Annotated in this window: 19 protein-coding genes; 9 read left to right on the top strand and 10 right to left on the bottom strand. The window is 69.4% G+C overall.

Annotated elements, in window-relative coordinates:
* Window positions 1-37: 37 nt before the first annotated feature.
* Entirely contained in the window at window positions 38-976 is a 939-nt protein-coding gene (locus L8951_RS04115) for a peptidylprolyl isomerase (RefSeq protein WP_244381748.1), read from the bottom strand.
* Window positions 977-1,247: 271 nt separating this feature from the next.
* On the opposite strand from L8951_RS04115, the gene L8951_RS04110 reads away from it, so the two are divergent.
* Window positions 1,248-1,682: a hypothetical protein gene (locus tag L8951_RS04110; protein WP_244381747.1), complete on the top strand. Its 435-nt coding sequence runs from the start codon at window positions 1,248-1,250 to the stop codon at window positions 1,680-1,682.
* Here the strand turns inward: L8951_RS04110 and L8951_RS04105 are convergent.
* On the bottom strand, window positions 1,679-1,879 hold the full coding sequence (locus L8951_RS04105) for a lasso peptide biosynthesis protein (RefSeq protein ID WP_244381746.1): 201 nt from the start codon (window positions 1,877-1,879) through the stop codon (window positions 1,679-1,681). The two genes, L8951_RS04110 and L8951_RS04105, sit on opposite strands and share 4 nt — an antisense overlap.
* Window positions 1,880-1,923: 44 nt before the next feature.
* Window positions 1,924-2,085, bottom strand: coding sequence for a hypothetical protein (locus tag L8951_RS04100; protein ID WP_244381745.1), 162 nt, complete (start codon window positions 2,083-2,085; stop codon window positions 1,924-1,926).
* Window positions 2,086-2,173: 88 nt separating this feature from the next.
* Here L8951_RS04100 and L8951_RS04095 point away from each other — a divergent pair, with 88 nt between their 5' ends.
* On the top strand, window positions 2,174-2,764 hold the full coding sequence (locus L8951_RS04095; protein WP_244381744.1) for a hypothetical protein: 591 nt from the start codon (window positions 2,174-2,176) through the stop codon (window positions 2,762-2,764).
* 89 nt (window positions 2,765-2,853) lie between these two features.
* Here the strand turns inward: L8951_RS04095 and ykgO are convergent, their stop codons facing one another.
* The gene (gene ykgO, locus L8951_RS04090; RefSeq protein WP_006833921.1) at window positions 2,854-2,979 is read right to left on the bottom strand and encodes a type B 50S ribosomal protein L36; all 126 of its coding nucleotides are present in this window, start codon (window positions 2,977-2,979) and stop codon (window positions 2,854-2,856) included.
* Window positions 2,980-3,043: 64 nt separating this feature from the next.
* Window positions 3,044-4,693 (bottom strand): M28 family peptidase, encoded by a 1,650-nt coding sequence (locus L8951_RS11610; RefSeq protein WP_244381743.1) that lies wholly within the window; start codon window positions 4,691-4,693, stop codon window positions 3,044-3,046.
* Window positions 4,694-4,871: 178 nt separating this feature from the next.
* Here L8951_RS11610 and L8951_RS04080 point away from each other — a divergent pair, with 178 nt between their 5' ends.
* The 4 genes from L8951_RS04080 to L8951_RS04065 all read left to right on the top strand — a co-directional run bounded on the left by L8951_RS04080 (window position 4,872) and on the right by L8951_RS04065 (window position 8,311).
* The gene (locus tag L8951_RS04080; RefSeq protein WP_244381742.1) at window positions 4,872-6,014 is read left to right on the top strand and encodes a M14 family metallopeptidase; all 1,143 of its coding nucleotides are present in this window, start codon (window positions 4,872-4,874) and stop codon (window positions 6,012-6,014) included.
* Window positions 6,015-6,704: a 2,3-diphosphoglycerate-dependent phosphoglycerate mutase gene (gene gpmA, locus L8951_RS04075; RefSeq protein WP_244381741.1), complete on the top strand. Its 690-nt coding sequence runs from the start codon at window positions 6,015-6,017 to the stop codon at window positions 6,702-6,704.
* A 96-nt stretch (window positions 6,705-6,800) separates the two neighbouring features.
* Entirely contained in the window at window positions 6,801-7,256 is a 456-nt protein-coding gene (purE, locus tag L8951_RS04070) for a 5-(carboxyamino)imidazole ribonucleotide mutase (protein ID WP_244383181.1), read from the top strand.
* Window positions 7,253-8,311 carry a 5-(carboxyamino)imidazole ribonucleotide synthase gene (locus L8951_RS04065; RefSeq protein WP_244381740.1) on the top strand — a complete coding sequence of 353 codons (1,059 nt, stop codon included), beginning with the start codon at window positions 7,253-7,255 and terminating at the stop codon, window positions 8,309-8,311. The genes purE and L8951_RS04065 overlap by 4 nt, the downstream gene beginning before the upstream one ends.
* A 42-nt stretch (window positions 8,312-8,353) precedes the next feature.
* Here the strand turns inward: L8951_RS04065 and L8951_RS04060 are convergent, their stop codons facing one another.
* Together L8951_RS04060 and L8951_RS04055 are read right to left on the bottom strand one after the other, a co-directional pair.
* A complete protein-coding gene (locus tag L8951_RS04060; protein WP_244381739.1) occupies window positions 8,354-11,194 on the bottom strand; it encodes a M16 family metallopeptidase in 2,841 nt (946 codons plus the stop codon).
* Window positions 11,195-11,320: 126 nt separating this feature from the next.
* Window positions 11,321-12,094, bottom strand: a complete 774-nt coding sequence (locus L8951_RS04055) for a DUF1206 domain-containing protein (protein ID WP_244381738.1) — start codon at window positions 12,092-12,094, stop codon at window positions 11,321-11,323.
* A gap of 148 nt (window positions 12,095-12,242) precedes the next feature.
* Between L8951_RS04055 and lepA the strand changes: the two genes are divergently transcribed.
* The gene (lepA, locus tag L8951_RS04050; protein WP_244381737.1) at window positions 12,243-14,063 is read left to right on the top strand and encodes a translation elongation factor 4; all 1,821 of its coding nucleotides are present in this window, start codon (window positions 12,243-12,245) and stop codon (window positions 14,061-14,063) included.
* Between the two features lie 447 nt (window positions 14,064-14,510).
* Window positions 14,511-16,013 carry a DEAD/DEAH box helicase gene (locus L8951_RS04045; protein ID WP_244381736.1) on the top strand — a complete coding sequence of 501 codons (1,503 nt, stop codon included), beginning with the start codon at window positions 14,511-14,513 and terminating at the stop codon, window positions 16,011-16,013.
* A gap of 28 nt (window positions 16,014-16,041) precedes the next feature.
* On the opposite strand, the gene L8951_RS04040 is transcribed toward L8951_RS04045, so the two are convergent.
* Window positions 16,042-18,117, bottom strand: coding sequence for a hypothetical protein (locus tag L8951_RS04040; RefSeq protein WP_244381735.1), 2,076 nt, complete (start codon window positions 18,115-18,117; stop codon window positions 16,042-16,044).
* A gap of 190 nt (window positions 18,118-18,307) precedes the next feature.
* On the opposite strand from L8951_RS04040, the gene L8951_RS04035 reads away from it, so the two are divergent.
* A complete protein-coding gene (locus L8951_RS04035; protein WP_244381734.1) occupies window positions 18,308-20,710 on the top strand; it encodes a PAS domain-containing protein in 2,403 nt (800 codons plus the stop codon).
* Between the two features lie 25 nt (window positions 20,711-20,735).
* Here the strand turns inward: L8951_RS04035 and L8951_RS04030 are convergent, their stop codons facing one another.
* A complete protein-coding gene (locus tag L8951_RS04030) occupies window positions 20,736-23,069 on the bottom strand; it encodes a putative bifunctional diguanylate cyclase/phosphodiesterase (RefSeq protein ID WP_244381733.1) in 2,334 nt (777 codons plus the stop codon).
* 72 nt (window positions 23,070-23,141) lie between these two features.
* A complete protein-coding gene (locus tag L8951_RS04025) occupies window positions 23,142-25,073 on the bottom strand; it encodes a M1 family metallopeptidase (RefSeq protein WP_244381732.1) in 1,932 nt (643 codons plus the stop codon).
* Window positions 25,074-25,133: the final 60 nt, after the last annotated feature.

Below are 25,133 nucleotides of genomic sequence, written 5' to 3'. Positions count from 1 at the left end.
GCGCGCGCCGCGCGACCCTGACCCGCGCGCCGCCGGCCTAGGCGCCGCGCCCGCCCGGCGAGCCATCCCCCGCCTTGAGGTCGGGCCGCGCCACCGCGGGGCGGACGGGGACCTGCACGTTGCACACATCGACCCCGCCCGCGGAGACGTCGTAGAAGGCGTCGTCGCGGTTGGCGCGCACCGCGACATAGCGCGCGAAGGTCTCGCTGTCCGAGCGCAGCACCTCGTAGGCCGGGCGCGCGTCGGGCGGCAACATGCTCGCGAGGCGAACGCTCGCGATCGGCGCCGCCACCTCGCCTTTGGGATACATGCCGAGCACTTCGCTGCCGCGCGGCAGCGCGCTGAAATGCGCCATGCCGTCGATCACCCGCCCGACGATCGCGATGTTGCGGTCGAGGTGGCGCGGGGCGTGGCCGATCACCGCGTAGAGCTCCTCGCCGGTGCCGGTATCGGGGCTCATGTTCCGCCCGACCCCCACGGTGCCGTAGCAATGGGTGAGGCTGGCGCTGCCATCGGCATAGAGCGCGACCGGCCAGCTGTCGACGAAGCCGACCGCGGTGGCATAGCTGTCGCGCAGCCCGAAGCCGCGCACCGCCAGCCCCTCGACCGGGCGGACATATTCGGCCGGCGGGGTGGCGGTGACCCCCGCGGGCAAGGCGGGCTGGTCGTCGCGGTGGCCCCACTGCACGACGTAATTGTCCTGTACGCGATAGACGCTCGCTCCCCCGGTCCAGTAGCCCGCGCGCGCCATCGCCTGGATATTGGCAACATGCACGGGCGCGAAGCCGCGGTTGAGTTCGATCGCCACCCGCCGCGCGTCGGCGAGGTCGACCAGCAGCAGGTGATCGGGGTCGACCGGGCGCCAGGCCGCGGCGGGGGCGGCGTCGACCACCTCGCCGGGGGTGAGCCCGGCGACGCTCGGGTCGGCTTGCTGCGCGCCCAGCAGGGCGAGGAGGCTGAAGGCGGCTACGAACATGGGGCTACTCCGGGTCGGCTGCGAGGACCGTCACCTTGGCAGCGGCGCGCAAAAGCGCAAGGGCGTGATCGCACCGCCGGGCGCGGGCCGCGAAACTTTTCCCGCGGTGGCGCATTGCCCCGAGCATGGAGATGGACGAAAAGCCCCGCCTTTCCCCGTCCGAGCTTCGGACCATGGCCCAGACCAGCGCCGACCCGGTCATCCGCCGCGCGCTCAACACGCTGGCCGAGGACTATGAGCAGGAAAGCGAGCATCCGCCGGAGGCGGAGGAATGGTCTTGATCGCCCGCCAGCTGGCGCCGCTGCTCGGCGCCGCCGCGCTCCTCGTCGGTTGCGGCGAGACCAGCACGGTCGAGGACAGCGAGATCACGGTGCGCAGCGAGGCGCAGACCCGGATGTTCGAGCTGTCGCCGGTCAATCGCGACATCGCGCTCAAGCGCGCGATCCGGGCCTCGGGGCTGCGGTGCGAGCGGGTCACGCGCTCGGGCTATGTCGCCGACTATGAGAATTTGATGATGTGGACCGCGAGCTGCGACGACGGGCGCGACTGGGCGATCTTCATCGGCGCCGACGATTCGGCGCAGGTGCGCAATTGCGTCGATGTCGCCGAGCAAGGGTTGCCCGCGTGCGAGATCAGCCGGGCCGACAGCGAGGGCCAGAACACCCCCCAACTGGGCGAGGTCGAGCCGGGGTCGAACGAGCCCTAGGCGCGCGCGGCGGGCGGAAAGCGCGCGATCTCGACGAACTCGTCGGCGTTGCGATGCCCGACCACCGGCAGCTCGCCCGAACTCACCCAGACATGCGCCTCGAGCCCGTCGGCGCCGCGACGGGTCCCGTAGTGCAGCACGACGTCGCGCTCGCGCCGCTCGAGCATGCGCATGCGGCGATCGCCTGCACGAAACATTCGGTCTTCCACGGCAATCGCCGCGCCCAGCCGCGGATGGCGCGTTAGGGCTGCGCCTTGCCAGCACGCTCGCGCTGCCCGAGCTGTTCGCCGCCGACGGCGCGCCCGACGTCACCATCACGCTGCGGCGCGATGCCGCGCTTGCCCCTGACACGCTGACCGACTGGCGGCTCGAGCCCGACGGCACGGTCGCCTTCGAGCTGCACGGGATCCGCTATCGCGTGCGTGAGGGGCGCGCGGTCGAGATCGTCGCCCCGCGCGAGACCCCCGAGGCGATGATCCGGGTCTGGCTGCTTGGCTCGGTGGTTTCTCACGCTCCATGCCAATGCGGTGGCGATCGGCAACGGCGAAGCCGCGGCGCTCCTCGGCGACAGCGGGGTCGGCAAGTCGACGCTCGCGGCGAGCCTGCGCGAGGTCGGGCTGCGGCCGCTGTGCGATGACCTGCTGGCGATCGAATTCTACGACCAGGGCGCCTGGGTGAGGCCGGGGATCCCGCGCATCAAGCTGGGGCCCGACGGCGCCGCCGCGCTCGGCATTTCGCTCGACGGGCTGCCCCGCGTCGCGCCGGCGATCGATAAGTACCAGCTGCCGCTCGACCGCAGCGCGCCGTGGGAGGAGCGGTTCCGGCTGACCCGGCTCTACCGCATCGATGTCGGCGACTTCGCGGTCGCGCCGATCCGCGGCCAGGAAGCGGCGATGACCATGCTCGACAACCTGTTCCGCCCCGCCATCGGCGAGGAACTGGCCGACGACGACCGCCGCTTCGGCCAGGCGATGCGGCTGGCGCGCGACTGTGCGACCTTCCGCTTTTCTCGGCCGCGCGCGCTGGGCGAAGCGCTGACCCACGCGCGCGCGCTCGCGGCGCACCTCGCGCGTCCGCTCTAGCCAAGACCCATACGGACAGCAAAAAACGCCCCCGAAAGCTCGGAGGCGTCTGATGCTGGTCAACCCTGCCGAGGCAGGCGCCGGCGGGCTTAGCCCTGGCGCGCCTTGAAGCGACGGTTGGTCTTGTTGATCACATAGGTCCGGCCGCGACGGCGGATGACCCGGCAATCGCGGTGGCGCGACTTGAGCGATTTCAACGAGTTACGGATCTTCATGGCGCAAAACCTTGCCTGAATGAAAGTTACGGGTTTTTCGGGAGCCGAAAAGTCTGGAGGCCACCTAGTGACTCGCCGGGGCAGAGTCAAGCGCGGCCGGACGCGCCGCGCGCTCGCCGCCCGGGTCGAATCGGTCGCCGAAATAGGTGCCCTCGTACCAGCGCGGCGCGTCGGGCTCGTCGGCGATCGTCCGCGCGATACGATAGTTGAGGTCGGCATAGCGCGCCAGCGCGCGCCAATCGAGCGGCTGGCTGAGGTCGTCCCCCGGCTTGTGGTAGCGCTCGGCGAAGAAGGCGTTCCACTCGTCCTCGCCGCCGTTGGCGTAGCCGGTGAACAGGAGGATCGCGGGCACCCCCTTCTTGGCGAATTCATAATGGTCCGAGCGCACGAAAATGTTCTGCTCGGGCATCGGGTCGGGCGAGACGCTGATGCCGAGGCTGGCCCCGGCGTCGGCCACCTTCTCGGCGACGCTGTTATAGGCGGCGCCAAAGGCGACGACGTCGGTGAAGTCGTAGAGCGGCACCGGCATGTCGAGGTTGACCACCGCGGCGATGTCGTCGAGCGGCACCGTCGGCTGCGCCGCATAATAGCCCGCGCCGAGCAGCCCCATTTCCTCGGCCGCGAGCGCGATGAAGGTGACGCTGCGCCGCGGCGCCGCCTCGCCCAGCGTGAACAGCCGCGCGGCCTCGAGCATGGTGGCGATCCCCGCCGCATTGTCGAGCGCGCCGTTGAAGATCTTGTCCTCGCCGCGCGCCTCGGGGTTGATCCCGACATGGTCGAGGTGCGCGGTCATCATGACCGTTTCGCCCGCCAGCTGAGGGTCGCTGCCCGGCAGCCGGGCGATGACATTGGGGCTGGTGAAATGCTCGTGCACCGAGCGATGGTCGACCGTGAGCCGTGCCTCGGGGGCGTGCGGGATTGCAATCTCGCCGCCCGCCGCCGCGGCGCGGGCGACCGGCGCGAGGTCGAGCCCGAACAAGGCGCTCGCGGCCTCGAGCGTGACATAGCCCTCGAACTCGAGCGCGCCGGGCAACCCGCTGGGGCGTCCGTCGGGGCCGATGAAGTCGACCACCTCGTTGCCCCGCATATAGTCGAGGAAACGGCTGGCGCGGGGCGCGGGGGCGGCGAGCACGTAGAGGATCCCGCGCGCGCCCTTGGCGGCGGCGACCTCGGCCTTGATGCTGCCGACATGCGCGTTGATGTCGCCGGCCTGGCCGGGCACCGTGCCGGGCAGGACGACCACGATCTTGCCCGCCACGTCGAGCCCGGCATAGTCGTCGACTCCGAGCAGCGGCTCGGAGATGCCGCGCCCGGCCAGCACCAGCGGCGCATCGAGCGCGATCGCCTCGCCCGCCGGGCTCGGGCGCAGCGCGGCGCGGTCGGGGCCGAGCGCGACGGGTTCATCGCCGCGATAGCCCGTCAGCACGGTCTCGCCGGGGGCGGCGCGCACGAACGGGACATCCTGGAACCAGCGACCGTCGGGGGCGCCGGGCTCGAGCCCCATCGCGCGGTAGCGGCTGGCGACATAGAGGGCGGCGAGGTCGTAGCCGCGGGTGCCCGAGCGCCGGCCCTCGAGCAGGTCGTCGGCGAGGAATTCGACATGCGCGCGGACCTCGTCGCTCTGCGCGCGCGGCGGGTCGGCGGGGGCCTGGGCGGCGAGCGGGGCGGCAAGGCCGAGCATGCCGGCGGCGAGAAGATAGCGGTAAGCGGTCACGAGCAGGTCCGTTCCATCCGAGAAGACTGTGGCGTGGCAGCCTAGGGGCTCGCCCGTCAAAGCGGAACGCTTTTCGATAAGCGGCCGGGCGGCGCGGCCCAACAGACGGGGTTTTCCTTCGCCCCGCTCCCTTCTAGAGATGGCGCCAACCCAAGCGAATCCTCAGCGAAAGATCCTCATGACCCTATCCGTCACCAGCGCGTTCGACAGCGGCAACATCCGCCTCGTCGCCCAGCACGGCGATCGCCTCGAACTCGAGATCGTCAAGGACCACCAGTCGGACTTCTACCAGTGGTTCCACTTCAAGCTGGTCGGCGGTGCCGGGCGCGAGGTCGAACTGGCGATCACCAACGCGGGGGGCGCCGCCTATGTCGACGGCTGGCCCGGTTACGAGGCGCTGATGAGCATCGACCGCGAGGAATGGACGCGGGTCAAGTCGACCAGCTACGAGGACGGCACGCTGACGATCCGGCTCGTGCCCGACACCGACTGCGTCTATCTCGCCTATTTCGTGCCCTATTCGATGGAACGGCACCTCGACCTCGTCGCCACCGTCGCCTCGCTGCCCGACGTCGAATATCGCAGCCTCGGCAAGACCATCGACGGGCAGGACCTCGACTATCTGGTGCTGGGCGAGGGCGAGCTGACCGTGTGGCTGTACGCGCGCCAGCACCCGGGCGAGAGCCAGGCCGAATGGTGGATGGAAGGCGCGCTCGAGAAGCTCACCGACCCCGACGACCCGGTCAGCCGCAACCTGCGCCGGCACTGCACCTTCCACATCGTGCCCAACATGAACCCCGACGGGTCGCGGCGCGGGCACCTCCGGACCAATGCGGTCGGCACCAACCTCAACCGCGAATGGGACAACCCGACCGCCGAGAAGAGCCCCGAAGTGCTCTACGTGCGCAACCGGATGGACGAGACCGGGGTCGATTTCGCGATGGACGTCCACGGCGACGAGGCGATCCCCGCCAACTTCCTCGCCGGGTTCGAGGGCATCCCGAGCATCGACGAGACGCAATACGGGCTGTTCAAGAAGTTCGGCGCGACGCTGGTCGCCAATTCGCCCGACTTCCAGGAAGAGAAGGGCTATGAGGTGTCCAAGCCGGGCGAGGCGAACCTGTCGATGTCGACCACCCAGCTGGCCGAGCGCTACGGCGCGGTGTCGATGACGCTCGAGATGCCGTTCAAGGACAATGACGACCTGCCCGACCCGGTCCACGGCTGGTCGACCGAGCGGTGCAAGTATCTCGCCGACGCCTGCCTTTCGACCCTCAACCAGCTGCTCCCCGAGCTGATCGCCTATCGGAAGGGCAAGTAGATGGGCGCCAAGCTGATCCTCGTCCGCCACGGCCAGTCGCAGTGGAACCTCGAGAACCGCTTCACCGGCTGGTGGGACGTCGACCTCACCGACAAGGGGATCGAGGAAGCGCGCGCCGCGGGGCGGGTCATGCGCGAGAAGGGGATCGCGCCGACCCACGCCTTCACCTCGGTCCAGACGCGCGCGATCCGCACGCTCCACCTCGCGCTCCACGCGCTCGGGCGGCTGTGGGTCCCGGTGACCAAGGACTGGCACCTCAACGAGCGCCACTATGGCGCGCTGACCGGGCGCAACAAGCAGGAGATGCGCGAGAAGGTGGGCGACGAGCAGGTGCATATCTGGCGCCGCAGCTTCGACGTGCCGCCGCCGCCGCAGGACGCCGACGACGACTATCGGCTGGAAGGCGATCCGCGCTATGCCGGGATCGATGTGCCCGAGACCGAGAGCCTCAAGGACACGATCGCGCGGGTCCTGCCCTATTACGAGAGCACCATCCGCCCGCACCTCGAACAGGGCGAGACGGTGATCGTCTCGGCGCACGGCAACAGCCTGCGCGCGCTGGTCAAGCATCTGTCGGGCATTTCGGACGCGGACATCACCGGGCTCGAGATCCCGACCGGGCGCCCGATCCTCTACGAATTCGACGGTGCGATGGTCGCGGGCGACCGGCGGTACCTCGACGAGGCGTGAGCCGTTGCCACGGGCCGCCGACCTGCCCTAAGTGAGGCGAACCGGCCCCATCGGGGCGCGAACACGGGGGGGACGAGCGTGGACGTCGGTATCATCATGGGCAGCCAGTCCGACTGGGAGACGATGGCGCGCGCCGCCGCGATCCTCGAGGCGCTCGACATCGCCCACGAAGTCAGGATCGTCTCGGCGCATCGCACGCCCGACCGGCTCTACGACTATGCGAAGGCGGCGCGCTCGCGCGGGCTCAAGGCGATCATCGCGGGCGCCGGCGGGGCGGCGCACCTACCCGGGATGGTCGCGGCGCTGACACCGGTCCCGGTGCTCGGGGTGCCGGTGCGCTCGAAGGCGCTGTCGGGGCAGGACAGCCTCTATTCGATCGTGCAGATGCCCGCGGGCGTTCCCGTCGCCACCTTCGCCATCGGCGAGGCGGGGGCGGCAAACGCCGCCTTGTTCGCCGCCGCGCAGCTGGCGACTAGCGATGCCGCGCTCGCCCGCCGCCTCGACGACTGGCGACAGGCGCAGACCGACCAGGTCGCGGAGGCGCCGCAATGAGCCTGCCGCCCGGGTCAACCATCGGCATCGTCGGCGGCGGCCAGCTCGGTCGCATGCTCTGCCTCGCCGCGCATCGGATGGGCTATCGGACCCACGTCTATGCCCCCGACCCGGCGCCCCCGGCGAGCGGGCCCGCCTCGCTCTACGTCTGCGCCGACTATGCCAATCGCGACGCGCTCGCTGCCTTCGCCGCCGAGTGCGACGTCATCACCTACGAGTTCGAGAACCTTCCCGTCGCCGCGCTCGAGGCGATGGGGGACAAGCTGCACCCGGGCACCCGCAGCCTCGCCATCGCGCAGGACCGGGCCGCCGAGAAACGCTTCATCGAGGAACATGGCGGCACCGTCGCCAACTGGCGCCCGGTCAGCGAGCCGGGCGACCTCGAAGGGCTCGGCGAGGAAATCGGCTTCCCGCTGGTCCTCAAGTCGCGGCGGCTGGGCTATGACGGCAAGGGGCAGGCGTGGGTGCGCGAGGAAAGCCAGCTGCCGGACGCGTGGGAAGCGATCGGGCGCGAGCCCGCGGTCGCCGAGGCGGCGGTCGATTTCACGGCCGAATTCTCGATCCTCGTGGCGCGCCGCGCCGATGATGCCCTCGCGGTCTGGAACGCGCCGCGCAATATCCACGACGGCGGCATCCTGCGCCGCTCCGAAGTGCCCGCGGGTGAGGGCGTCGACGAGCATGTCGAGCGCGCCGTCGAGATCGCCTGCGCGCTGGCCGGCGCGCTCGGCCATGTCGGGGTCATGGCGGTCGAGTTCTTCGCCACCGCCGAGGGGCCGATCGTCAATGAGATCGCGCCGCGCGTCCACAATTCGGGGCATTGGACGATCGAGGGCTCGCAGACCAGCCAGTTCGAACAGCACCTGCGCTGCATCGCCGGGCTGCCGCTGGGCGATCCCGCGCTGGTCGCCCCGCGCGTGACGATGGACAATCTCATCGGCAGCGACGTCGAGCGCTGGGAGGAACTGCTCGCCGAGCCCGGCGCGCACCTCCACGTCTATGGCAAGAAGGAAGCCCGACCCGGACGCAAGATGGGGCACGTCACCCGCCTCGGGTGACGTGCCCCACGCTGGCGTCGGTCGCGCGCGAACCGCGCGGGGCTATTGCCCCGCGTCGACCTTGCGCACCTCATAGTCGATCCCGGCGGCATCGAGCTGCGGCCCGACGACCGCGGCGTCGCCGACGATCACCCACAGGAAGTCCTCGGGGTCGAGGATGCCGCGGATGGCACTGTCGAGGCTGGTCCGGGTCTGCCCGCGATAGCGCTCGGAGAGCGTCTCGTAATAGTCCATCGGACGGCCGAGGTCGACGTTGGCGCGGATCCCCTGGAGGACCGCCGCCGAGGTTTCGAACTGCCCTGGCAGCGAGGCGATGTTCGAGTTGACGATGCGCACCAGTTCCTCCTCGCGCACGCCGTCCTCGCCGAGGAAGGCCCGCGTCTGTTGCTGCAGCGCGAGGATGCTATCGGCGGTGCGATCGGCCTGGACCGGCGCGGTGAACAGGTAGCTCACGTCGGCATCGTTGCGCTGCACCCGGCCGCGCACGCCGTAGGACCAGCCCTTGGTCTCGCGCAGGTCCATGTTGATGCGGCTCAGGAAGCTGCCGCCGAGCGCCTCGTTGGCGGCGTTGACGTCGACGAGGTCGGCGGTCGGGTCGACCGGCAGGAGCTGCGCCGCGGCGATGATCGACTGCGGCGAGTCCGGGCGATCGACGAGGATGTAGCTCGGCTGGTCGGGACGCGTCGGCCGATCGGGGAACGCCTTCTCGCCGCGCGGGGTGGCGGGGGGCTGCCAATCGCCCAGTTCGGCCTCGAGCGCCGCGGTCACCTCGTCGAGCGCGAGGTCCGAAACGACATAGATCTCCATGTTGTCGGGGCGCAGATAGGCGGCGTGGAAGGCCACGAGGTCGTCGCGGTCGATCGCCTCGATCGCGGCGACGCTCCCGAACGGGCTGCCACCATAGGGGTCGTCCTCCCCGTAGATGATGAGCGGCAGCGTGTCGGCGATCAGCCCGTTGGGGCTCGACAGCGAGCGCGCGCGCGCGGCGAGCGTCTGGCTGCGCACGCGCTCGATCGCGCCGGCCTCGAAGTCGGGAGCGCGCAGCATGGTCCCGAACAGGTCGAGGCTGGGCGCTAGGTTGGCCGACAGGGTGCTCATGTTGGCGGTGGTCTCGTCGAGCCCGTTGCCGAAGGCGATCGACGCGCCGAGCGATTCCTGCGCTTCGGCCAGCGACTGCGCGTCCATGCCGCCGGCGCCTTCCTCGAGCAGGCTCACGACCATCGACGACAGGCCCCGCTGGTCGCTCGCATCGGCGGCGCGACCGGCGTCGAATTCGACGACGATGCTGGTCACCGGCACGGTGTCGCGCTGCGCATAATAGACGGTCGCGCCGTTCGACAGCGTGGTGGTGCTGACGTCGGGGAAGTCGAGCGCCGCGGTCTGCCCGATCGGGGGCAGTTCGCGCTTCGTCGGGGTGTAATCGCGCGCCTCGAGACCGCCGCTTTCGGCGGGCGCGGTGGCTTCCTCATAGGGGGCGCGCTCGCCCGGTGCGAGCGTGATGGTGACCGAGGGGCGCGCGAGCCAGCGCGCCGCGGCGGCGCGCACGTCCTCGGGGGTCAGCGCGGCATAATTGGCGAGTTCCTCGGCATATTCGTTGCTGTCGCCGTTGTAGAGCAGCCCCTCGGCCAGCGCATTGGCCTTGCCGCCGAAGCCGCCGACCTGTTCGAGCCCCTTAACCTGCCCGGCGAGCAGGTTGGTGACCGCGCGGTCGACCTCTTCCTCGCTCGGCCCCTCGAGCACGAACTCGGTGAGGATGGTCTGGAGCCGGCTTTCGAGGACATTGGCCTCGATCCCGCTCTTCACCTCGCCGCCCAGTTGGAAGGTGCCGACACGGTGGAAGGGCGAATAGCCCGCGAAGGCGAAATTGGCGATTTCCTCGCCGCGGACGATCTGCTCGTCGACCCGGCTCGAGGCGAGCCCGCCGAGGATCTGCGCGGCGATGGTCAGCGCCTCGCGGTCCTCGCTGGCGATCCCCGGCACCGCCCAATATTTGGTGATGCGCGTGTTGGGGACGCGGTCGCGCATGACGATGCGCTTGGGCGTCTCGAGCGTGGGCACCTCGGCCTCGGCGGGGGTGTTGACCGGGCCGCGTTCGATCTGCCCGAAATATTTCTCGACCAGCGGGCGCGCGGTCTCGGCGTCGATGTCGCCGGCCAGCACGAGCACGGCATTGTTGGGGCCATATTTGTCGATGAACCACTGTTGCACGTCGCCCATCGTCGCCGAGGACAGGTCGGCCATCGAGCCGATCGTCGAGTGGCGATAGGGATGGCCCTCGGGGAAGAGCGCTTTCAGGACCTCGTAATAGACCAGCCCGCCGGGCTGGTTGTCGCCCTGCCGCTTCTCGTTCTGGACGACCCCGATCTGGTTGGTGAGCTTTTCCTGCGTCACCGCGCCGAGCAGGTAGCCCATGCGGTCGCTTTCCATGAACAGCGCGCGTTCGAGCGCGCCCGTCGGCACGTTCTGGAAATAGTTGGTGCGGTCGAACCAGGTGGTGCCGTTCAAGGCAGTGGCGCCGATCTGCTCGGTCCATTCGAAATAGTCACCGGGCAGGTTTTCCGAGCCGTTGAACATGAGGTGCTCGAACAGGTGGGCAAAGCCGGTCTTGCCTTCGGGCTCGTCCTTCGAGCCGACGTTGTACCACACGCTCACCGCCACGATCGGGGCCTTGCGATCCTCGTGGACGAGGACGGTGAGGCCGTTGTCGAGCTGGAAGCTCTGGTGCGGGATCGCGACCTGTTCGACGAGCTCGGCGATCGGGTCGGCCTCGGCACTCGCCGCCGGGGCGGGGGCGGCGCTCGCCAGCGGCTGGGCGGTCGCGGTGCAGGCGGCGAGGAGCGAGCTGCTCGCGAGCAGCAGCGCGGTCTTGGGAAGGCGGGCCATCAATGTCTCCGGGAAAATAAATTTGTACGCATGCGCGATGGTCATGCCCGGCACGCGTGGGCACGGCAACCTGTCTTTCGGCAGGGGGGCGAGGTGCTTGGACGGGGGGCGGTAAGCCGCTCCGCCTCAGCGGTTGGGGCGCAGGTCCTCGTTGGGGATGATCCGGTAGCGGGCCTCGACGAGGCTGAAGATGCCGAACAGGATGAGCCCGATGCACAGCAGCGTGAACAGCGTGCCCGTGTCCTTGAGGCTGGTCAGCGCCGCGGCGAGCCCCTTGGCCTCGTCGCTGTCGCCGACCGCCTGCAGGACGAACCAGCCCGAGGTGACGAAGACGATGGCGCGCGCGACATGGCCGAGCAGCCCGAACCAGCCGACGAACGATGGGGCGTTGGCGGACAGCCCCTCGAGGAACTCGCGCGTCAGCCCCTTCTTGAACTGGTAGAGGCCGGCGACGATGATCCCCGCCCCGGCGACATAGAGCAGCCAGTCGGGGGCCATCGCGGCGGCCTTTTCGGTGCCGCCGCCGGCGCTCGGGGTGCTGCTGAACAGCGTGCGCGCGGCGAGCAGCGCGAGGATCCAGTAGCCGAGCCCGCCGATGACGTAGAAGACGCGCTTGGTCTTGCCGGTGGCATCATCGTCGAACCCCTCGAGGTTCTTGGCCGCATCGAAGAGTTTCCACAGCCCGTAACCGAAGGCGCCCACCATGATGATCGCGAGCAGCACCTGCCCGGCGGGCAGGTCCTCGACCGTCTGGAACAGGTCGGTGGTGCTGCGCGGCGCCTCGGCGCTCAGCGCGACATAGCCGAGCAGGATGTAGATGAGCCCGCGCGCGACATAGCCTGCGCGGGTCCAGTTCTCGAGGCTGGAGGCGGTGGATTCCAATCCGGACGTCGTAACCATGCGCATCAAACTCCCTGTTGTCCCAAGGCAGACGAGCGGCGGGCCGTGACGGTTCCGAAAGTGCTGACAGCCGCGTCAATCGCTGCTAGCTGGCCTGCAACGATGGCGGTGGATCATCCCCCGGCCCCGAACCTTCTTGAAGAAACCCATGACCGACCTCGAAAAAATCCGCAATTTCAGCATCATCGCGCATATCGACCATGGCAAGTCGACGCTTGCCGACCGGCTCATCCAGGTGACGGGGGGCCTCTCCGAGCGCGAGATGAAGCAGCAGGTGCTCGACAATATGGAGATCGAGCAGGAGCGCGGGATCACCATCAAGAGCCAGACGGTGCGCCTCAACTGGCAGGCCGCCGACGGCGAGACCTATGAGCTCAACCTCATGGACACGCCCGGGCACGTCGACTTCGCCTATGAAGTCTCGCGCAGTCTCGCCGCCTGCGAAGGCGCGCTGCTGGTGGTCGACGCCGCGCAGGGCGTCGAGGCGCAGACGCTCGCCAACGTTTACCAGTCGATCGAGCATGACCATGAGATCGTGCCGGTGATCAACAAGATCGACCTGCCCGCCGCCGACCCCGAGAAGGTCAAGCTCGAGATCGAGGAAGTGATCGGGCTCGACAGCGCGGACGCGGTCGAGGCGAGCGCCAAGTCGGGGATCGGCATCGAGGCCATCCTGCAGGCGATCGTCGACAAGATCCCGCACCCCAAGGGCGACCGCGACGCGCCCTTGAAGGCGATGCTCGTCGACAGCTGGTACGACCCCTATCTCGGGGTCGTCATCCTCGTGCGCGTGATGGAAGGCAGCTTGAAGCGCGGGCAGAAGATCAAGTTCATGCAGGCGGGGACCGAGCACCTGATCGACCGCGTCGGCTGCTTCACCCCCAAGCGGGTCGAGCTCGAGGAATTGAGCGCGGGCGAGATCGGCTTCATCACCGCGCAGATCAAGGAAGTCAGCCAGACCGCGGTCGGCGACACGATCACCACGGTCAAGAACCCGACCGACAAGCCGCTGCCGGGGTTCAAGGAAGTGCAGCCGGTGGTGTTCTGCGGGCTCTTCCCCGTCGATGCGGCGGACTTCGAGAAATTGCGCGAGAGCCTGCACAAGCTGCGGCTCAACGATGCGAGCTTCAGCTTCGAGATGGAAACCTCGGCGGCGCTGGGGTTCGGCTTCCGCTGCGGGTTCCTCGGGCTCCTCCACCTCGAGATCATCCAGGAGCGGCTGACGCGCGAGTATGACCTCGACCTCATCACCACCGCGCCGAGCGTCGTCTACACGATGCACCTGTCGCACTCGAAGACCGAGGATGCGCAGACGATCGAGCTGCACAATCCGGCGGACTATCCCGACGTGAACCGGATCGAGAGCATCGAGGAGCCGTGGATCAAGGCGACCATCTATACCCCCGACGAATATCTCGGCGGCATCCTCAAGCTGTGCCAGGACCGGCGCGGGATCCAGAAGGACCTGACTTACGTGGGCGGGCGCGCGCAGGTGGTCTACGAACTGCCCTTGAACGAAGTGGTGTTCGATTTCTACGACCGGCTGAAGTCGATCAGCCAGGGCTATGCGAGCTTCGATTACGAGCAGATCGGCAATCGCGAGGGCGACCTCGTGAAGATGAGCATCCTCGTCAACGAGGAGCCGGTCGACGCGCTCAGCATGATCGTCCACCGCTCGACCGCCGAGGCGCGCGGGCGCGGCATGTGCGAGCGCTTAAAGGACCTCATCCCGAGGCACCTGTTCAAGATCCCGGTGCAGGCCGCGATCGGCGGCAAGATCATCGCCCGCGAGACGATCAGCGCGATGCGCAAGGACGTGACCGCCAAATGCTATGGCGGCGACGCCACGCGCAAACGCAAGCTCCTCGAGAAGCAGAAGAAGGGCAAGGCGAAGATGCGCGAATATGGGAACGTGAGCATCCCGCAGGAGGCCTTTATCGCCGCGCTCAAGATGGGGGATGAGAGCTAGAGCGCCCGAGCGTAAGCCGCAGGCTTACGTCGTAGAGAGCGCGACAGCCGGACGGCCTGCGCGCAAGAGCGCGACAGGACCGACGGGGTCAGGCCGCCCTGACCCCGCTTCTCATCCTCCTCTTGGCGGGAGATCAGGCCGGGATCGGCGTGATTGCAGGTTTTTCGCTGGCCGATCTTCGCCTTGGCGCCTGAGATTATCGATCGCAGTTGGCGGACTGGTGCGCAGGGCGTTGCCAAGCGGTTTCGGTTGCGTTCAGGAACGGAACCCTATAGGGGCGCCACCAGACATTCGGTGCAGCGTGAGGCCCCTTGCGGGGATCCGCACCGTCCAGACACTCTGACAGCTTCCTTTTTCACGCAGGGTCGCATTCGACGATAACCCTGCCGCGCGGCGCGCCCCAGACCGATGGGCCGCACGCGCCGCACCCATATTGAAAGACCAACCATGTCCTTTTTTGCCAAGCTTGGCCTCGCCAAGCCGATCCTGCGCGCCTTGCAGGACCAGAATTACACCACCCCGACCCCGATCCAGCAGCAGGCCATCCCGCCGCTCCTCGAGGGGCGCGACCTGATGGGGATCGCGCAGACCGGCACGGGCAAGACGGCAGCCTTCTCGCTGCCCTCGATCCATCGCCTGCTCGAGCGCGGGTTCGTGATGCGCCAGCCGGCCTCGTGTCGCATGCTGGTGCTGTCGCCGACGCGCGAGCTGGCGGCGCAGATCGCCACCTCGATCAAGGGCTATTCCAAGGGGACGGGCCTGAAGACCCATGTCGTCTTCGGGGGCAAGCCGATCACCGCGCAGGCGCGCGGGCTGGTCGGCGGCACCGACGTCCTCGTCGCCACCCCGGGGCGCCTGCTCGACCTCATCGACCGGCGCGCGCTGACGCTGCGCAACGTCGAGATCTTCGTGCTCGACGAGGCCGACCAGATGATGGATCTCGGGTTCATCAAGCCGCTGCAGCAGATCGCGCGCATGCTGCCCAAGGAGCGCCAGTCGCTGTTCTTCTCGGCGACCATGCCCAAGGCGATCGCCGATCTGGGTCGGCAGTTCATCAGCAACCCGGTCAAGGTCGAGGTGACCCCGCCGTCGACCACCGCCGAGCGGATCGACCAGTCGGTGACCTTCATCGACCAGCGCGAGAAGCAGGCGCTGCTCACGCTGCGGCTGCGCGACGGGCTGCGTGACAACAGCATCGACCGCGCGCTCGTCTTCACCCGCACCAAGCATGGCGCCGACCGCGTCGTCCGGCATCTCGTCGGTGCGGGGGTCGAGGCGGCCGCGATCCACGGCAACAAGAGCCAGGGGCAGCGCACCGCCGCGCTCAACGGCTTCCGTGAGGGCAAGCTGCGCATCCTCGTGGCGACCGACATCGCCGCGCGCGGGATCGACGTGCCGGGGGTGAGCCACGTCTTCAACTTCGAGCTGCCCAACGTGCCCGAGCAATATGTCCACCGCATCGGGCGCACCGCGCGGGCGGGACGCGAGGGCGAGGCGATCAGCTTCTGCGCCCCCGACGAGAAGGCCTATCTGCGCGACATCGAGCGGCTGACCGGGGTCAAGCTCGCGCCCGCACGGCTGCCCGACAATTTCAACCAGCAGGCCGCCGACCTGCCCAAGCCCGCCGCGCGCGGCGCGACGCAGGGGCGCTGGACGCCGATGGGCGAGGAGCAGGGCGACGGGGTCAACAGCCGTCCCCCGCAGCGTCGCCAGCGCGGCCCCAAGCATGCGGTCAAGCCGCGCCACCCGCAGCGCCAGCGCGCCGAGGGCGAGGGCGAACGCAAGCCCTTCCGCAAGAAGGCGCATGGCGGCGGCGACGGCGGCGCGCGCGGCGAGGGGCAGCAGCGCCATGGCGGCAAGCCCGGCGGGCATCGCGGCCAGCGCGCGCCCGGCGGCGCCCCCAAGCGCGCGCGCGGCGGCGCCGGTCGCCCGCGCCAGCCCGCGCGCTAGACCGACCGCGCGCTAGAGCGATCGTGCGCTAGTCGTCCTCGTCGCGGCCCTCGGGCGGCGGCGGGGGCGCCTGCATGATCGTCCGCCGCGGCTCGGCGCGTTCGGGCCGCGGCTCGGCGCGCGTGGGCACGGTGGCGCGGGTCGGGGCCGCGGGCGGATCGTCCTGCGCCGTCGGCATGCGCGCGGGCGGCTCCCAATAAGCGGCTCGGACCTCGTGCGCGTTGCTGCACACGGTCTGCGCGTGGCACCCGAACTGCACCCCGGTGGGCGGGAGCTTGACCGACAGTTGCGGGAACCAGACGGGCCATTTCCAGACGTGCGACCAGCGCGCGACATCGACGAACACCCGCCCCTCGATCCCCGGGGTCATGACGAAGGCGAGGTCATAGACCGGATCGCCGATCGAGAAGCGGCTGCGATGGCCGCTGTCGAGGCTGAGCGGATAGGGCTGCCCCGGGGTCGTCATCCACTGGTCGGTCCCGGTCAGGTGATCGCGCAGCTTGAAGGCGATGCCGTTGCTGGCCAGCGCGAACTTGACCGCGGGATGGATCCGCGCCCCGACCACGTGAAAATTGGCGCGGCCCGCGATCAGGTCGACATCGCTCATGGTGCGCCCCACCTCGGGCGTCGAACTGCCGGGCGCGGGCGGGGTGAACTGGCCGTCGCGAAAGGGCTGGGGCAGGCGGTCGGTGAGGTCGAGGGCGACCTCGGCGCCGACGTTGCCGTCGATGCCCGCGGGCAATTTGTAGAGGAACCCGGCATAGCCGTCCGCCTCGGCCACCAGTTCCTGCCCGCCGTAGCGCTTGGCCTGCGGCAGGCCGACCTCGCCATATTGCGCGGCCGAGCCGTCGAACGGCGCGAAGGCGGGCACCAGCCAGGCGCGTTCCTGCCCGTCCTGGTGCCGATAGCGGTAGGTGCCCTCGACCCGCAGCGGCAGGCGCAGCCCGATGCCATAGCCGAATCCCGCATAGGGCTCGAGATAGTAGGTGCGCTTGCAGCCGATCAGGCACCATTTGATGGTGATCGACACGCGCCGGCTCCATTCATGTTGCCGGCCCAGCGTGAAGCCCGTGAGATAGGCCTTGGGCGGCAGCGCGATATCCTCGCTGATATCGAGTTGCGGCCCGGCGGCGATATCGCCGACCGATCCGGGCCGCGACGGCGGCGCGCGCAGCGCGTCCGGCCCGCGCGCTCCCGGTGGCGGCGCGAGGTCGCGCGCGCGCAGCTCGGCCTCGGCCGCCTGCGGCGAGCCGGTGCGCCCGAAGTCGGCGCGATGGCGAAAATCGAGCCGCCGCGGCTCGACCTGCGGCACGAACATCACCTCCTCGATCGCCACCTCGGCGGCGTTGACCAGCTCGGCTTCGAGCGCCGCGTCGTCGAGCGCGGCGAGCCGCGCCGCCTGCGCGCTGCCGATCTCCGCCTCGATCGCGGCGCGCTGGCCGGGGTCGGCGAGCATCGCGCGCAGCTGCGCAAGGTCGCGGTCGATCGCCGCCTGCTGGCGCGCGCGTGTCGCGTCGGCCTGTGCCTGCGCACGGGCGCGCCGCCGCGGATCGGCGAGGTAGCGGGGGCTGTCGGGGTCGGCCAGCGCGTCGGCGCGCGCCGCCGGGGTGGTGGCATCGAAACAGGCGATCTCGAGCGCCTCGAGCGCGCGGCGCCGCGCCGGGTCGGTGCAGCTACCGAGCCCGACCTCGTAGGCGAGGAACTGGCGGACGACGAGCCCCTGCGGGATTTCCGCGACCTCGAGCACGTCGGCCTTCACCGTGGCGAGTTGCGGCTGCTGCCGCAGGCGCGCGGCGATATTGACCGGCGAGGCCGGGTTGGCGAGCACCGGGGACAGGTCGGCCTCGCCCTGTTCGAGCGCGATCACCGGCTGCGCGCGCACCGCGTCGAGGTCGAGCCGCCGTTGCACGGGCAGGCGTCGCAGCAGCGCCGCCGGGTTGTCGGCGCGCAGGACCACCGCCTGCGGCGGGATGGCGGCGCGGTTGACCGCCGGCGCCTCGAGTTCGGCGGCCTGCCCCGCCAGCCGCGCGGGCTGCTGCCCGCCCGCCGTGCTCGCGGCCGCCAGCAACAGGCCGCCGCCGATCCAACGCGTCGCGATGTTCATCCTTCCCTCCTGCGTCGCCGGTGATGCTCGATCCAAGGGTGAAGTCTGATGATCCGGCACCGCCTTAGCATCGGCGTTTGACCCTATTGTTGCAGCCCCGCGGGCCACCTTTGCAAAATCGTAACGGTTGCGTTCCAAAAACCGCTATCGATTCGCGCGGGGATTCGGCTAGGCTCGGACGATGGAGCGAATGGGGGAACACGAGTCGCCCGCCTCGCCCACGGGGGAGTCGGATGCCGCTCGCCGCGCCAAGCGGGACGGGCCGAGCCGCGCGCAAGACGTCGGGCACGAACTCAGGTCGCTCGTCGCCAACTTGCCCGACACGATCGACTTCGACGGCATCGTCGCGATCGCCGATGCGCTGCCGGTGATGATCGCCTATTGCGACACCAAGCTGCGCTACCGCTTCCTCAACGCGCCGCTGGCGCGCTGGCTCGGGCGCCCGCGCGAGGCCATCATCGGGCAGCAGGTCGCGGCGATGATGGGACCGCGAAGCTATGCCGCGCGGCGCCCGATGCTCGAGCGCGCGCTGGCGGGCGAGGCGCAATATTTCGCCGCCGAATATGAGCATCCGCGCCGCGGCCGGCTGACGACGCAGGCCGAATATATCCCCCATGTCGGCAGCGACGGGGAGGTGCGCGGCATCATCCTCATCATCAACGACGTGACCGGACAGCGCGGCGCCGAGCGGGCGCTGCGCGAGAGCGAACACCGGTTCCGGCGCATCGCCGACAGCGCGCCGGTGCCGATCTGGGTCACCGATCGCGAAGGGCGCCGCGACTTCATCAACCAGGCCTATGCCGATTTCGTCGGCTGCGACCGCGAGGCCGCCGCGGCGCTCGACTGGACCGACCTCGTGCATCCCGACGACGAGGAGACGCTGCGCGCGGCGCTGGTCGAGGGGCTCAAGGCGGGGGGCGCCTTCTCCTTCTGCGCGCGCATCCGGCGCCACGACGGCGCGTATCGCTGGCTCGCCGCGCAGATCCAGCCTCGGGTCGATGCCGCCGGTAACAACGACGGCTATATCGGGACCGCGACCGATATCAGCGCGAGCAAGGAGGCGGAGAGCCGGCTGCGCCGCGAGGTGGCCGACCAGCGGGGCGAGCTGGCGTCGAAGGAATTGCGCTTCCAGGCGGTGTTCGACACGCTCGACATGGTCGCGCTGATCGGGCTCGACGGGCGCTACATCGACATGAACCGCGCCGCGCGCAAGGCGCTGGGCGAGGCCGCGTTGCAGAGCGACCGGCCGGCGTGGGAGCTGCCCCCGGTCGCCGATCATCCGGGCAATGCAGGGGTCATGCGCCGGCTGATCGAGGCGGCCGCGCGCGGCGAGGAGGCGCGCGCCGAGATCGACCTCGACCTGACGACCGCGCACGCGACCCACCTGCTGACCGTCCGCCCGGTCCGCGACGCCGAGGGGCGCCCCCAGTATCTGGTCGGCGAGGCGCGCGACGTGACCGCGCTCAAGGCGGCCGAGAGCCAGCTGCGCCAGTCGCAGAAGATGGAGGCGCTCGGGCAGCTGACCGGCGGCATCGCGCACGACTTCAACAACCTCCTGACGGTGGTGCTCGGCGGGCTCGACCTCATCGCCAAGCGGGTCGAGGACGAGAAGCTCAAGCGCTATGCCGACAATGCGCTCGCGGCCGCGCAGCGCGGCGCGCGGCTGACCGGCCAGCTGCTGACCTTCAGCCGGGTCCAGAAGCTCGAGGTCCGCCCGGTGCGGATCGGCGACGTGCTGCGCGAGGTCGGGCCGCTGATCGCCAACGCGATGGGGGGGCGGTACGAGGTGCATTGGGAGATCGAGGACAGCGATGCGCAGATCCTCGCCGACCCGACCCAGCTCGAGGTGGCGCTGCTCAACCTGGCGATCAACGCGCGCGACGCGATGGCGACCGGCGGGCGGCTCACGCTGGCGACGCGCACTGCCCGCATCGACGACGACGGCGAGGCGGTGCCCGGCGACTATCTCGAGCTGGGGGTGAGCGATACCGGCACCGGGATGGCGCCGCGCACCGTGCAGAAGGCGTTCGAGCCCTTCTTCACCACCAAGGAGGTCGGCAAGGGCACCGGGCTCGGGCTGTCGATGGTCTACGGGATGGTGCGCCAGTCGGGCGGCGCCGCGCGGATCGACAGCGCCCTCGGCGAGGGCACGACCGTCAAGCTCTACTTCCGCTTCGCCGACGCGCCCGCCGATACCGCCCGCGATCCCGCCGTGAGTGGGCCCAGCGCGCACTCGATCGCAGGGCGCTCGATCCTGGTGATCGACGATGACCGCGACGTGCGCGGGTTCATCGAGCAGACGCTCGAGGATTGCGGCGCGCGCGTCGTGGTGGCGGGCGACGGCCCGTCGGGGTGCGACGCGTTCGAGCCCGGGCGGTTCGACGTCGCGCTGATCGATTTCGCGATGCCCGGACTGTCGGGCGCGGAGGTGGCGGCGCGAATCCTCGCGCGGGCCCCCGACCAGCCGATCCTGTTCATCTCGGGCTACAGCGAGACCGAGACGATCCGCGCGGTCGCGCCCGCGGCGCCGATCCTGGTCAAGCCCTTCTCGCCCGATGCGCTCGAGGACGCGCTCTGCCAGCTGGTGCGCTAGCGCGCGCCCGGCCGACCGTGAACGCTCAACCGACCTTGCGCGAGAGGCCGACGACCATCTGGTTGGCGCGTTCGTAGGTGAGCGGGCGGCCGAACAGATAGCCCTGGATGGTATCGACCCCGAGGTTGCGCATGCGCTCGAAGTCCTCGGCGGTCTCGACCCCCTCGGCGGTGACGTTCATGCGGAACGACTTGGCGAGCTGGACGATCGACTTGATGATCGCGACATTTTCCTCGCGGGTGCCCGCCTCGCGCACGAAGCTGCCGTCGATCTTCAGCTTGTGGAACACCGCCTTGTTCAAATAGCCGATCGAGGAGTAGCCGGTGCCGAAGTCGTCGAGCGCGATGCCGACGCCCAATTGGCGCAGGCGCTGGAGGATCTCGAGGGTGGCCGAATTGTTGCCGAGGAAGATGCCCTCGGTGACCTCGAGCTCGAGGCGGTTGCCGGGGACCTTGTGCCGCGCCAGCGCCTGGCTGACGAGCTGGGGCAGGGAGGGCATCTGGATCTGCTTGGGGCTGACGTTGACCGCGACGGTGATCGGTTCGGGCCATTGCGCCAGCGTCTTGCACGCTTCCTCGATGACCCACTGGCCGATTTCCATCATCAGCCCGCATTCCTCGGCGATCGGGATGAAGACCGGGGGCGGCACGAGCCCGCGCTGCGGGTGGTTCCAGCGGATCAGCGCCTCGAAGCCGATCAGCTTCTGGTCCTTGGCCGAGACGAGCGGCTGGTAGAGGAGGTGGAACTGTTTCGAGGCGATCGCGGCGCGCAGGTCGCTCTCGAGCCGGACGCGGTCTTCCTGCTCGCTCATCAGTTCGGAGGAGAAATATTTGGCGACCCCGCGGCCCGCGTTCTTGGCCTCGTAGAGCGCAAGGTCGGCCTTGAGGATGAGGTCGTCGACGGTAGCGCCGTCAATGGGGCCGAAGGCGCAGCCGATCGAGACGCCGATGCGGATCTCGATCTGGTCGATCATATAGGGTTCGGCGACCGAGGCGATGATGCGCTCGGCGAGCGCCTGCACGCCCTTGCGGCTCTGCGCGTCGGTGACGATGACGGCGAATTCATCGCCCCCCATGCGACCGACATGGCCCATGTCGCCGACCTCGTCGACCAGCCGCTTGGCGACCGCCTGCAGCACCGCATCGCCCTTGGGATGGCCGAAGGTGTCGTTGACCGGCTTGAACCCGTCGAGGTCGAGGAACATCACCGCGCAGGGCACGTTCGAGCTGGTCGCCTGCCGCAACGCCTCGCCCGCGAGCTGGCGCACGCGGCCGCGATTGGGCAGCCCCGAGAGCACGTCGACATTGGCTAGGTGAGTGAGCCGTTCCTGCTGGCGGCGCACCTCGGTGATGTCGCTGCCGACCCCGCGAAAGCCCGCGAAGCGCCCGGCATGGTCGATGATCGGATCGCCCGCGAGGCTGATCCAGCGCGTGCCGTGCGACGTCTCGAGCTGCATCTCGAGGTTCTGGAAGGGCTTGTGTTCGAACAGGACGTCGCCGAACTCCTTCTGCCCGCCGAGCAGCGCGGGCAGCGAATGGCCGATGATCGCCGACGACGGGCGCCCGATCAGCGCGACCATCCGGCTCGACAGGTAGGTGACGCGGTTTTCCTCGTCGACTTGCCACAGCCAGCCGACCCCGCGCTTTTCATATTCCTGGAGGAGAAGCGAGGCGCTTTCCGACTGCGAGCCGACATCGGCGTTGGTCTTGAGCTGGTGGAAGGCCCAGCGCGCCACCGTCATCACCCCGGCCATCGCCACGCCGATCACGAAGATGATCGCGACCATATGCTCGAACGGCACGGTCTGGCGCCCGATGAAGAGGTTGACGCACAGCGCGGTGACGAAGACGGTCATCCACGTCATCGCCGCGGTCGGGACCGCGACGAGGCCCAGCGCGGCGACCCCGAGCCCGGCGATGACCGAGGCGGCGATGATCTGGTCGGAGGGCGAGAGGCCGGCGAACACCATCATCGGCAGCGCCAGCCAGACGGCCGCGCGCAACGCGACGTCGGACAGCATCAGCCAGTGCGGCACTCGGCGTCCCGAGCGCCCGATATGGGTGATCGCCTGCCGCCGCGCGAGCATCGTCATGGCGACGTTGACCGCCCCCACGGCGAGGATCCAGCCGATCATCAGCAAGAGGTCGATGCTCGAATGCATCGAGGCGGCGAACAGGAGCGCGGCGAGGATATTGGCGGCGGCGAAGAAGGGCGCGAGCTGGGCACGGCTGATCAGCTGCACGTCGCGCAAGGGGGTGGACGCCTGGTCGTCGCGCACGCCCTGCGCGACGCCGAGCGAGGCGCCGTCAGGCAGCTTGGCCGAGATCATCCGCTTGTAACGGTCGGGGGCCTGGTACATTCGACTCGCGCGCTCCTCTGAATGAGCGCCAGACCTAGACCGGGGCTGGTTACGACCGGGTTAAGGGCGTGGTTAACTTTGCGTTGATTCCGATCCGGTTCGCGCGGCGTCGAGCCCCATCTGGTCGAGGTCCTGGAAGGTCACCGGATGGTAGAGCGGGCGCGCGCGCGGGTAGATGCGGCGCGCGATCGTCAGGCCCCACTCCTCGTCGGCGGCGAGCGCGACGAAAAGCGGGCGCACGAACTTGCGGCGCCCCTGGCTGGTCAGGAAGCGGGTCAGCCGATCGACCGCCGGATCGTAGCGGTTGGCGATCGCCAGCTTGAGCCAGAGGAAGAGGATCTCGTTGTTGCCCGTGGCCGACAGCCCGAAGGCGCGGTCGAGCGCGGCGAGGCGTTCGTCCGACAAGTCGGTGTCGATCTTGCCGAGGAAGCGCAGCCGCTCGGCGGTGTTCCAGTCGGCCCAGCCGAGCGCCGCGGGATCGCCGCCGCCGTCGAACTCGACCACCGCCGCATCGACCTCGGCGAAGGCCTCGGGGTTGCCGCGCGCGACATTCTCGGGGAGCCCGGGCTCGTAGATCCATTCGCGCAGCCCGAAGCTGGCGATCTTGGCCTCGTCGCCGTCGAACAGCTGTTCGGCGACCGCCTCGAAGAACATCGAGCTGGTGACCGGTTCGAAGGCATGGTCGTCGAACCAGCGGCGCAGGAAGGCGTCGAAGCGCTCGCGCCCGACCTCGGCCTCGAGCGTGCGCAGGAAGGCGGCGCCCTTGTCGTAGGGAATGTCGGTGAAGCCGTCGTCGGGGTGGCGCCCGGCAAGGTCGACCGCGAGCACCTGGTCGCGCCTCTCGAGCTCGGCGAGGGCGCCGTCGGTGGCATCGAGCGACAGGCTCACCGCCTGGTCATAGGCCTCCTCGCCATAGACCGCCTCGACGATCCGCTGCTCGGCATAGACGGTCATCCCCTCGTTGAGCCAGAAATCGGCCCAGGTCGCGTTGGTCGCCAGATTGCCCGACCAGCTGTGCGCGAGCTCGTGCGCGATCAGCGCGGTCAGCGACTTGTCGCCGGCGATGAAGGTCGGGGTAAGGAAGGTCAGCGTCGGGTTCTCCATCCCGCCGAAGGGGAAGGAGGGGGGCAGGACGATCATGTCGTACCGCCCCCAGCGATAGGGACCGAACAGCTGTTCGGAGGCGGTGATCATGCGCTCGGTATCGGCCAGTTCGGCCGCCGCCGCGTCGAGCATCGCCGGTTCGGTCCACACCCCGGTGCGCAGGCCGAGCGGCCGGAATACGATATCGCCGACCGCGATGGCGATGAGATAGGGCGGGACCGACTTGTCCATCGCAAAGGAGAAGATGCGGTGGTCGGGACCGTCGGGCACGGGATCGCCCGCGCTCGGCGCGCTCATCACCGCGGTGAGCGGGTTGGGCACGCGGATGCGCGCTTCCCAGGTCTGGCGGATGCCGGGGCTGTCCTGCGTTGGGATCCACGACCGGTTGAGGATCGATTGGCCCTGGCTGAACAGATAGGGATGCACCTTGCCCGCGGTCTGCGCGGGGCTGAGGAACTGCAGCGCGTCGCTGTCGGGGGCGCTGACATAGTCGATCACGATCCGCTCGTGGCCCGCCAGCTCGACGGTGATCGGCTGCCCCAGCTCCTCGCTGCCCTCGCCGACCGAATAGTCGAGCGCGCTGCCGTCGGGGGCGGTGATCGAGCGGATGGTGAGGTTGCGGCTGTCGAGCACGATCTCGCGGGCATCCTCCGCCGCCTCGATGTCGAGCGTGGCGCTGCCGGCCACGCGCTCGGCGGCGAAATCGACATCGAGGTCGAGCGCGACATGGTAGACGCGGGCCTCGAGCGGGCGGGCGTAGCTGTGCTGGTCGCGCGCGTCGGCGCGGTCGAGGATCGGCGCGATCGCGGCGGGTTCGCTGGTCGTGGCAGCGCCATTGTCCTTGGTCGAGCAACCGGTGAGCATGACCAGGCCCATAGCGACAAACGCGAGACGAAACATGCGAAACTCCTGCCAGACCGTTCGAACCGTGCGACCACCTCACGCGCCGCGCCTCTATGA

Source organism: Sphingomicrobium astaxanthinifaciens (genome assembly GCF_022865105.1).
GTDB classification, from domain to species: domain Bacteria; phylum Pseudomonadota; class Alphaproteobacteria; order Sphingomonadales; family Sphingomonadaceae; genus Sphingomicrobium; species Sphingomicrobium astaxanthinifaciens.
This window is presented reverse-complemented; position numbering and strand designations above follow the sequence as displayed.